At 46.8% G+C, this 10,088-nt stretch carries 10 protein-coding genes; 2 read left to right on the top strand and 8 right to left on the bottom strand.

Annotation, left to right across the window (positions count from 1 at the left end; genetic code table 11):
* From K8S15_13310 to K8S15_13285, 6 genes are all read right to left on the bottom strand, one after another.
* On the bottom strand, nt 1-392 hold a 392-nt coding region (locus tag K8S15_13310), incomplete at its 3' end, for a hypothetical protein (GenBank protein ID MCD4777014.1).
* The gene (locus K8S15_13305) at nt 379-594 is read right to left on the bottom strand and encodes a hypothetical protein (protein MCD4777013.1); all 216 of its coding nucleotides are present in this window, start codon (nt 592-594) and stop codon (nt 379-381) included. The genes K8S15_13310 and K8S15_13305, both read right to left, overlap by 14 nt.
* Before the next feature lie 13 nt (nt 595-607).
* A complete protein-coding gene (locus K8S15_13300) occupies nt 608-1,714 on the bottom strand; it encodes a T9SS type A sorting domain-containing protein (protein MCD4777012.1) in 1,107 nt (368 codons plus the stop codon).
* 20 nt (nt 1,715-1,734) lie between these two features.
* Complete coding sequence (locus K8S15_13295; protein ID MCD4777011.1) at nt 1,735-3,261, bottom strand: right-handed parallel beta-helix repeat-containing protein; 1,527 nt, start codon at nt 3,259-3,261, stop codon at nt 1,735-1,737.
* Between the two features lie 20 nt (nt 3,262-3,281).
* Nucleotides 3,282-3,971 carry a hypothetical protein gene (locus K8S15_13290; protein ID MCD4777010.1) on the bottom strand — a complete coding sequence of 230 codons (690 nt, stop codon included), beginning with the start codon at nt 3,969-3,971 and terminating at the stop codon, nt 3,282-3,284.
* 533 nt (nt 3,972-4,504) lie between these two features.
* Nucleotides 4,505-5,728, bottom strand: coding sequence for an RNA polymerase sigma factor (locus tag K8S15_13285; protein ID MCD4777009.1), 1,224 nt, complete (start codon nt 5,726-5,728; stop codon nt 4,505-4,507).
* Nucleotides 5,729-5,895: 167 nt separating this feature from the next.
* Between K8S15_13285 and K8S15_13280 the strand changes: the two genes are divergently transcribed.
* Together K8S15_13280 and K8S15_13275 are read left to right on the top strand one after the other, a co-directional pair.
* Nucleotides 5,896-6,354: a hypothetical protein gene (locus K8S15_13280; protein MCD4777008.1), complete on the top strand. Its 459-nt coding sequence runs from the start codon at nt 5,896-5,898 to the stop codon at nt 6,352-6,354.
* Between the two features lie 120 nt (nt 6,355-6,474).
* Nucleotides 6,475-7,347 carry a radical SAM protein gene (locus K8S15_13275; GenBank protein ID MCD4777007.1) on the top strand — a complete coding sequence of 291 codons (873 nt, stop codon included), beginning with the start codon at nt 6,475-6,477 and terminating at the stop codon, nt 7,345-7,347.
* 18 nt (nt 7,348-7,365) lie between these two features.
* On the opposite strand, the gene K8S15_13270 is transcribed toward K8S15_13275, so the two are convergent.
* Nucleotides 7,366-7,602, bottom strand: a complete 237-nt coding sequence (locus tag K8S15_13270; GenBank protein ID MCD4777006.1) for a hypothetical protein — start codon at nt 7,600-7,602, stop codon at nt 7,366-7,368.
* Nucleotides 7,599-9,770 (bottom strand): helix-turn-helix domain-containing protein, encoded by a 2,172-nt coding sequence (locus K8S15_13265; protein MCD4777005.1) that lies wholly within the window; start codon nt 9,768-9,770, stop codon nt 7,599-7,601. Before K8S15_13265 ends, K8S15_13270 begins: the two co-directional genes overlap by 4 nt.
* Nucleotides 9,771-10,088: the final 318 nt, after the last annotated feature.

Genomic DNA, 10,088 nt, shown 5'->3' with positions numbered 1-10,088 from the left:
CTGGCAGCCTTGCCCGGATCGTTGATCTGGTAATTCACTGTCAATATGGGTGTTACATTTGTCTGTCTGCAGAACAGCAAGAGGTTGTCAAGGCTGTTCTCAAGAGGGACAGGGACAAGAAGCTCACCAACATCGATGTAATGAATACCGTTGTAGTTGTCGGCCTCCCAATCGTAGTACTCGGCCGCGATGCCACCCATTCGAAGCAGCGGCGTTCCGGTAGAATCAACCAGATCTGCAAGCCCGGAATAGGTCAGATCCTGTACGATTTCGTCTCCGGAACAGACCAGCATTGAGTCAAACGAACCCACCACCTGATCCGCTTCAATCACTATCTCTGCGGGAATTGAATTCGTTATCGCCAGAGTAATTGCTAACTCAAGTCCGATCATACTCAATTACCTCCGGCTCCTCGACAGCAGTTGATATTACTTCCAATTCAATTGTTACAGTATCCTGTGAAAAACCATCTGTATAATCAAAAGCAATCCAGCCGGAACCATCAGCTGTAAATGTATCGAAAGGAATACTGTTCACTGATACTTCTACGGTTGCATCGTAGTAACTGATAAGCCTGTTTCCCTCTTCCTCCACTGATATTCTGCTTTTATCTTGTTATGGCAATGCTTCCAGAGGTTCTACTGCAGCCATCATCTGATTCGATTACAAACAAATAGATTCCGTTCGGGTTGGAAATCACGTTCCACTGGTGAACCGATTCCGAAATACAGCCGTAGTTATGAATCAATCTTCCGGTGATATCGAATACGCTGATACGATCGCCCTGATTCAGATTGTTGAAAATCACAGTATTTCCGCTATTGTAAGCAGTCGGTTCCGCGTCGGTGGCGGATGACCTGTCATCTTCGATTGATATTCCCGTTTCCGGCAGACCATCCCATATTTCCATATCGTCGAGCCAGGTTCTTCCATTCCCGATTGGCGTACCACCACTGAGATTTGAAGGCCATCCCACAGTTCTGAGAGCCACACCGTTGTTCTGGTTGATTTCGTCTCTGAAGTGTACGTTGGATGAATCGGCCACGTAAACACCATCAACCCTGACAAAGAAGCTTCCGGTTGGACCGGTTGTCCCAAGATCAAGATAAACTTCCATCATGTGCCACTCCATGTTATCCAGATTTCCACCGGAGAATGTGAGCCAGCGGTTGTATGTGATCGTATATCCAGGATTGCTTCTTATGGTTATATGGAAGTTGTCGTCACCGTTTTTAGCCAGTACGAACACGAAGTCGCCACCCCACTCACCGTAACCGATATAGATATTCTTATTCTGTATAGTGCCGGTATAGTTGATATCGGTCTGCCATCTCTGTTGCCACCTGAAGTAGTATGTTGAAGTATGGACATTGTCGAACAGGAATCCGCCTGTGTTTCCGTGAGTTACCGGAAAACCTTCATTCGCGTGTGGATTGCCCGTTGTCCACGGATCGTATGTCATACAGTAGTTACCGCTTACGGGAGTTTCGTCCGATCTGGTGAGTTCCGACATAAGCTCTTCCCAATAGTAGGAAGTGCCTATGCTTCGTTCAAGGAACCACTCTGTAAAAGCTGTATCCTCGCAATCTTCGAATAACAGGATCTCAGAACCGAGGGATGCGGTCGTAACTATCAATAGAAAGGCGATTACCTGTGCTGTTCCCTTCATGATGGTATCCCTTTCACTGAAGGTCGACATCTGGCGTATTTTCATTGTCCAACCTCTCTTCTTTATCAGTTTCTGAAAATCACCGCTTTGTTTCCATATATATGGTTGTTTTCACTGTTGATTATCATGTAAAGGTAGATCCCGCTTGGTACTCTGCCTGTGTTCCAGGTAACCTGACCTTCCGATTCCCAGAGCCGTGTGATTCTTCTACCGGAAAGATCGAAGACGGTTACACTCGAGCCGGACGGCAGTTCAATAAAGGTAATCATGCCCGGAGATGATACATGTCCGGGCTGCGGAGTCGAATGGAGGGCCGGATCGATACCTGTCGAGCTGTATTCGTAGGAACCTATGTCCCACGTTGTTCCCTGTGGTCTTGTAATCCCATCCAGATCGAACAGCACTATTGACTGGACTTCGTCTGTTCCGGTGTCCGTTGCCTGAGAGGAATAGGTGATATGGTAGTCATGTTGCTGCCAGTTCGTGAAAAGATCGTTCCAGTTCGAACAGACCTGGGAATGAATGTCGAAGCCATGAGCCTGCCATTGCAGAAGTGTGATAACAGAACTTCCTCCGTCAATGCTGAGCCGGTCTTCCAGGATGCTGTAGTCGCTGGTGAATCCGGATATGGATGAGGCATCGATTTTTATACTGCCTTTCCATGAATGAGCATTCAGGATAATGTTGTTGCGAAGCGCTGCGTCTGTAGACCCGGTGTTGATGTTGATTCCCCATCTGCCATCGTCGGGCATTACAATTGTATTGTTATAAACATCGACATCGTGTGATCCTGTAGCGCCGTCTATCATAAAAAGGCTTATGCCGCTTGCGTGGTTATTGTAAAGAAGGTTGTTGAAAATGACAGATTCAACTACTCCGTCGCAGTTGATGGCCGATCCGCCGCTCTGCCCGTTGTCGTGTATGATGTTTGCTTCGACGATGGCGTCGGAGATGATGCCGTCTCCTCCGGCGCTGAGGTCACCGTTCATATGGATACCGCAGCCGTTGTTGTGATGGCTGTGATTGAAACGGATAACAGGGTGATCACCGCTGTTGGATGTGTAGATGCCGTGCTCTGTAACGGTATAGCAGCATTCATTGTGTTCGATAGTAACCCAGTCGGCGAAACCGGTAAATATCCCTCGGGAATCGCAATATTCGCAGAGGCAGTACCTGACCGTGACGTTTGACGATACGGCAACCCTGATACCGTTGCGTGGCAGCCCTGTCACTTTGAATCCGTCAATAATGATCCATCCCGCGTTTTCGATGTTGATGCCATCAGGTGTAACGGAATTCCGCTGATTGATTACCGCATTGTCATACATCGCCGCGAAGACGATGGGTAACGACTGAGAGCCACTGGTTCGCAGATCGAAACCTGTGTATTCACCATCCAGCACAAGAACGCTGTCTCCGGCTGTAACTATATCGGCCGCGTACTGGAGAGTCGCGAAGGCTGAATCGGGGCTGGTGCCGCTGTATCCGTTGTTACCGGTGGGGGAGACGTAATAAGTCCCTGCTCCTGCGGGTGCAGTACAAAGCAGCATTGCGACTGCGGCAGGAAGAACAGATCTGAGTGTAAACTTCATATTCATGATCTCCCTATCTCTTAATTCCTGATATTTGAATCCTTAGCCATACTGTGCCAGAAATCACATTCTGCCACGTAATACTCCTTCTTCTTTTCCGATATTCCAATGGTATACTTGTATTGTTTAAAACTGAACATACCGGTACTGACTCCTTTGGGGATGAGCAAAAGAAATGTACTCAGATTAGCTGTATTTACCTTTAATGTTTCCAGATCATCCCAATCCAGAACCTTATTTCCTCGTCTGAATCCCCTGGAATTTACCAAGGCTTTCTGACTCATGACACCAACCATTTGCACTTGAGGATCTGTTTGCAGCCACTGGTGTAATCGCTGCAAGCGTTCAGTCCTGTAACTCAGTAAAATGCTAAAAATATTGATACCCGCTTTTTTAAAATCCTTCAATGTGAATATTGAATAATTATTATGAAAGTCAGCCATAATCAGTTTTATATCACTCAGAAAAAAACCTTTTTCTTCCTTGATCAACTGGTCATAATCAGATGAGAATCTCTCTATCTCATCAGCAGATAAGGCATCAAGATTAAGCCATTGAATATTGGACGTGGATGAGACCACAAACCACGATTTTAGTGTGGGCGGAAAGAAAACATACAGTAACCGCAGTTCATCGAGTAGTATTAATTTTTTTTTCGATAATCCCTCTTTGCTGACTAATTGATTATTGATTAATTTTAGTTTACCCATTCTTACTCCTTTATTTATTTCTATCTCTGCTTTAACGGCACCATACATAAAAATATACTATTACTGACCGATATGAAGCGTGATTTCAAGCCACAGGGAACGCAGCATTGAATAATGCTTCAGCATGCCCTATTCAGTCATGTTTTCTGAACATCCGTTCAGCAACAACAAAATTATCCCAGGCATGTTTCCTATCTGAAGAAATTAATACCGAGGGTAGTCTTGTCCTGTCAATGCAGTGAAGGTTCGCAGGCCATTACCAGGGGCTCGGATGAAGACCCGGGAACTTCCCATAGCTTCATGGTATGGCAAACGCTGCCCCGGACAATTATTCAGATCATTGACTGGTCTGATTCCATGCAGGCATGGAACACATGTAGATATCCGCTCGTCTGCGAGCTTCAGATTCTGTCAGGTTCATCTGCCATTTATCATGGACAGTATGGAAACGGCGGAATGTAGAAATGACTCCGATTATGTAGTTATCCGTAACCGGAGCCAATTCCTTAATTACGATGGATTAAATTATCTAATTATTCCACTAAAACAGTATCGTACCAGAGGCGGTATTCTTTTCCTCCGAAGGTTTTTCTCTCCTCATCCTTAAGGTTGGCATACCGGTAATTGTGTGATTCGGAGGCTTCAGGACCAACATACCTTCGATGCAGTACCTGCCTGCCGTCCGAGCTGTAGAAGCTTTCTGCCGGCGTACCATCCTGCCACGCCCAGAAAACCGCCAGGCAGTGACCGTACAACTTGTCACCGATGGTCAGATCTACCACACGGGCAATGTAATCCTTGTTTTCCCCGCACGAATAGGATAAAGGGAACAACTCTTCCCCCTCCTTCATGAACTTTGTCAGTGGATAGGTATCATCTGCCGTTACCCTCATAACCCAGTCAAATCCCTGATCGGTAACGTTGAAGTAATCAAGAATATTAGGTTCGGGAGGCTCGCAATCGGAATGCTCAATAAGCACTTCGTAGCACTCTCTACCGTGGACATTCACCTTTCGGACTACCTGGGTCTGAACGGTTTGTGTCAGAACTCCCCCGGGATAATCGAAAAATCGGCAAACCTCCAGGTGACCCTCTTTGAGAACCGTTCCGAAATATAACCCCGGCCCTGTACTGACAATTTCCATGACTTCATCAGGTAGCTCCTCTATTTTGATGTCCGGTACTAATTTAACCTTTTCCGCATTTCTTCCTATTCTCGACATATTCAGCACCTCTTTCTTCATTTTCGCCCGGCTTTCCCAGAGGCGGCGTTTTACCGTGCCCAGGGGAATGCGGAGTCGCCGGGCAACCTGTTTTTGAGAGTAACTGGAGAGGTAGGTCAGCCGTGAGGTTTCCCGTAACTTCGAGGACAGCCTGGACAGGGCAAGCAGAGCCAGTTCCGCTTGAGAATCGGTATCATCGCCGCCAGAATCCACAGCATCACTGTATTCATCAATGAAACGCTGCTCATCCAGAACAACAAACCTTGGATTTCTGCTTAGCCGGTTACGGGCTATGTTCCTGGCGATCTGTCGTGCCCAACCCCCAAAATTGTACGGTGCCCTCAGGGTTGATAGCTTAAGATAACCTCTTAGAAAGGCTTCCTGAGCGACATCTTCCGCGTCATGGATATTGCCCGTCAGGCCGGTCAATTCCGTTACTATCCCCGTCCGGCAGCGCCTTACCAGATCGTTGAAAGCGGAAATGTCACCAGCTTGAGCGGCTCTTACCAGTTCTTCGTCCGATCTTGTCTCCATATATTTCCTCCGCATTACACTCTATTAACCCACGAATGCTTCAAAGGTTCGATTTGATATACAGGTTGCCCTTTTGCGGTAATACTGCTAACTTCAATAAAAGATAATCAAGAAAAGCGTCATCGAGTCGATTGATTCGTGATTGAAAGGGAAGTAAGGGTATAACAATGAAGCTGGTCAGGTGCATAGTAGTATTCTCGGGCTTTTCAATACTTCTGGCAGGTTGCGACGCTGCCGTCTCGGACGATGAATACGTTGATGATTTTTCTTTGCTTGATGGAAACTGTTTCGTGATGGAGGTTGATAGAGTTCTTGGAATACCAAACGAGCAACTTCCAATGGATGGTCTTCAGGAAAATGATTACATAAAGACAAATGAAGATATTCAATATGATATAGTCTTTTCCGAAGATGGGCAAACGGTGACAATTGAACCAGGATCTATCAATGGTCAAGAGACAGATGATGGTTCCGAATCAATAAATTACAATCTTGATGTGTTTGCCGGAGGACGATTCGTCGTATGGATAAATAGCGGCAGTTTCGAAGCCGAACTGACGATATATGGCTCCGGAGTTCCAATTGTGAAAAGCGAACGCGGCTATCTGTCGCCTTTTGAGAAATAGAAATGATCTTCGTGTTGACTGTTCCGGAATGTAAACATATGTTTAGCTGACAATGAAATGTTCTTCAGTTGTTCACGAAACTGTGCGAACAGATGACAAAGCCGTGAGAGCAGTTCTAACATGATATCACATGTCCGGTGCAGGAGCATACTCAACAGGGTCAGTCAGCCGGACACATGGTTCGGTCTCCGGTACAACATGAACCTGTACAGAGGCTGCTCGCACCGATGCATATACTGCGATTCTCGCAGTGAATGCTACGGAATAGAGAATTTCGATAAAGAAGTGCTGGTAAAGGATAACGCCATCGATCTTCTAAGTGATAAGCTGCCCCGCCTCAGAGTAAAAGGAACAATAGGCACAGGATCAATGAACGACCCGTATCAGCCGGCGGAAAGGACCATCCGCCATACGCGCAGGGCACTTGAAGTAATAGCCGGGAACCGCTTTCCGGTTCACGTAATAACAAAAAGCGATCTTGTGCTAAGAGATATCGATATCCTTGAAGAGATTGCCGATGTCTATTCCGCGGTTACATTCACGGTAACCACAATTGACAGATCTCTTGCCGGCAGGATAGAACCATATTCTCCTCCGGTAGAGGCAAGGTTCGAAGCCATTCGCGAGCTTTCCAGCCGCGGTATTCATGCAGGGATCACGCTCATGCCGGTTCTGCCTCTTATAACGGATTCAATTGACAACCTGAATGGAATAGTTGAACAGGCCTCCCGATACGGAGCGGAGTATATAATCGCCTCATTCGGCGTCACTCTTCGCGATCGCCAGCGGGAGTACTTCCTGCGGGAAATTGAAAAACTCCTCCCGGGGATGGGCAGTAAGTACAGAAAGTTATTCGGCAGCTCGTACCTGTGCAGAAGCAAAAACGCGGAACAATTGGAGGCTGTTTTCACCGAGAAATGCCGCGGCATGGGTATTTCCACTTCAATACCTGTCTACGATCCGCTTGATACCGGTCAGCTCAGTCTATTTTGAGCTTTCCTTTGCCTGCTGTTACTGCCCGGCGAGTTGCATAGTGTAAAGTTTCTGGTATCCATCGGGCGGGTCAAGTGACCATGCAAGTATGCCGAATTCATCTACATGAACCTCCCAGAGGAGGCCTGAGTGTCCGGTTATACAACCTCGACAGTGGTTTCTCCCAAGGCTCGTATGTATCCTCGTATGTTGTGAAACTCGAAGTGTTACTAATTTCAGGGCTCCTGACATCGCGTAAAATATAATACAACTCATTCAGCATCAAAGACAATGCGAAGATCAGTGCCGGGGTAACAGATTTCTTCCGTGTTCACTACCTCACAAAGAGCCTTGAGAGCCTTATTGTGCCTTCTGCTCGCCATGCTGTGTAAGCGCACAATCAGACTCAACCCCTTTTCATCAGGTATAATATCCGCAGGCAACTGGAAAAGAGTCTTGAGGAACTTGCGCCCTTCATCTTCATGACGAGCATAAAAAGGCCTTATCATATTCACGAGTTCTGTTTCCGCACGATATGCCACCATCTTGACTGCGTCAGTGAGTACTTTACGTTCCCGCTCCTGCGCAACGATCTTTTTGCTGACCGGGAGATCCTTCACTGCTATATACTCTGGAAGCCCTTTGATAATTACTTTAAGTTCACAGCACTGTTGCTCGAGAGCCTGGATCTCATCCTCCAGTTTCTTCTGAATCTCATTACTCAAATTGTTCCGTGAGTTCTCCAGAACCTGTTTCGCATACTTTCTCTGCAGTTTTCCGAGATCATTCCGAAGCTTTGTAAGCTTCTTTTTTGACTTCTTCCTTTCAGGATTCGCTATCAACTGCTCAGGATCAACTACCTTAATATCATATGTCCAGAGATGATCCAAGTTGAACTCATGACGCATATACCTGAAGAAGTTCTCCTGACGCCACCGTGCAAACATCCGCTCAGCTACTTCCTTTATCCCAATATCCTGACGGGTTGTCATCACCGAGGTCTGGTGCCCATTGTCACAAAGGCGTCGAACCTCACGCATCCAGAACTTCTTACCAAGAAGTATGGATCGCTGACCCAGTCTGTAGGTAACCTCTTTACCTGATGCCTTCATCTTCACATCAGTGAAGCAGTCATCAGACCAGTCATCATACTTCCCCTTGCGATAGGTCAGTACATCGAACCCCGATCTGTACCACTTTTCAAAAATCGTGGGACTCCAACCTTCACGGTCAAATATCATCGTGACACGGCGTGAATCTCCAACCAGCGTGCGAACCTCCGGAAGTATCTTCTCATCCATCATGGATAAAAGACCGTCGTTGACCGGAGCGGTTACGTGGAACAGTGGATCTGAATTGCGATCATTCACCCATATATCCGTGGTGGCCGGCATACAGAGACGGCGACGCGGAACGAATGTCTTCGGCAGTATGTGCTTCCTGCCGTGATAGGGACGGACATGACCGTCCACATACAGATAACCCAATCTGTCAGGATCATCTTCCACCCAGTGACGGGTGAGTTCGGAAGCATACTCAGAAGCCAAGCCCCGTTCACCCATCTCCCTGAGCTTTCTCCGAATCGTTTTAACCTCAGGGGCACGGTCAAGCCCGAGTATCAATCCAAGTTCTCCTGGTGCGTAACCACTCAACTGCTCCGCAGTTCTTATCCGCAACAGTGCCATGAACCCTAACATCAGAAGTGTCGAGCGGAGACCAAAATACCCGTTACTGAGACTTCCATATACCTTCCTGCCCGTATCAAGTAATCCCTGACCCAGCAAGGCTGACAACCCAAGTAGTACTCCCGCCATCGGCACTGCTTCTGCAGCAGCAAATTGCGGCTCCGCTTCATTGATCTTGCCTAAACTGGCCAGTAAACGATCAGTATTCCGTTTAACAGCCACACCGGAAGGACATCCCCTGTCTTCATCAGAACGTTCCCGGGGACGTTTCAATAAAACAGTTCTGCGCTTCCCGCCTGATATAGAGGCCGCTTTATGAAGTCGTCCCTTCTTGATCGCATGCCGTATCGTTCCCTCTACAACTCCGAATTCTTCGGCAACCTGCCCATTGGTGAACCCTTTGTCCAGAAGCTTCTGGGCATGAGGTAAATGATTATCTGTCAATTTGTGTGGCTTGCGTGATCTCGTGCGATCCTTGAGAGCTGAGGCCCCTTCTTGCTTATACTTGTTCCTGTTCCTGAACACCGTACTCTGGTGAACACCCAGTGCCTTTGCAAGAATTGATGGGCTGACCAGACCAAGTTCACAGAACATGGCTTCAGCCATACGTAAACTGACCTTGTCTCCTTCGCGATATGTGAATATCGGACCAGAGGAATTGTAGAATACTGTCTTCTCATTTTCTTTGCAGATAGCCAGACTATCGCTAAGAATTCTGGCACCTTGTGGAAGAAGCGAAAGCTGATTTTGAAGAACCATTGTAACCTCCTTGACTCGCATTATATATTACGAATTTGTAACGTAATGTCAAGGGGCAAACAGCAATATCCTTACTGGAAATTGAGGCTTGAAAAGGTAATCCTGCGATTACTGTTAAGACAGAAGCAAGCTCTTGAAGTGCGTGCTCAGACAAGGAATATGTCAATGCTTGAATGAAGAATAACATAAAGGGACAGTGTGATTCACCAGAAAGATCACACTGTCTGAAAAGGAAGATCAGCTATATGATGTCAGGAGCCCTGAATTTATACAAACTAAATCCGATTCGAGTCTATCCGAAACTTGCGGTATTGTTCC

Origin of the sequence: Candidatus Aegiribacteria sp. (assembly GCA_021108005.1) — a bacterium.
Classification (GTDB): Bacteria; Fermentibacterota; Fermentibacteria; order Fermentibacterales; family JCC-6; genus Aegiribacteria.
The sequence above is the reverse complement of the archived record's forward strand: the minus strand, read 5'-3'. Positions and strand labels throughout refer to the sequence as shown.

Coding starts and splice junctions, on each gene's coding strand:
- K8S15_13285 (MCD4777009.1), bottom strand. CDS start 5,728: ATGGAGACAAGATCGGACGAAGAACTGGTAAGAGCCGCTCAAGCTGGT.
- K8S15_13280 (MCD4777008.1), top strand. CDS start 5,896: ATGAAGCTGGTCAGGTGCATAGTAGTATTCTCGGGCTTTTCAATACTT.
- K8S15_13290 (MCD4777010.1), bottom strand. CDS start 3,971: ATGGGTAAACTAAAATTAATCAATAATCAATTAGTCAGCAAAGAGGGA.
- K8S15_13265 (MCD4777005.1), bottom strand. CDS start 9,770: ATGGTTCTTCAAAATCAGCTTTCGCTTCTTCCACAAGGTGCCAGAATT.
- K8S15_13300 (MCD4777012.1), bottom strand. CDS start 1,714: ATGAAAATACGCCAGATGTCGACCTTCAGTGAAAGGGATACCATCATG.
- K8S15_13275 (MCD4777007.1), top strand. CDS start 6,475: ATGATATCACATGTCCGGTGCAGGAGCATACTCAACAGGGTCAGTCAG.
- K8S15_13295 (MCD4777011.1), bottom strand. CDS start 3,261: ATGAAGTTTACACTCAGATCTGTTCTTCCTGCCGCAGTCGCAATGCTG.
- K8S15_13270 (MCD4777006.1), bottom strand. CDS start 7,602: ATGAGTTGTATTATATTTTACGCGATGTCAGGAGCCCTGAAATTAGTA.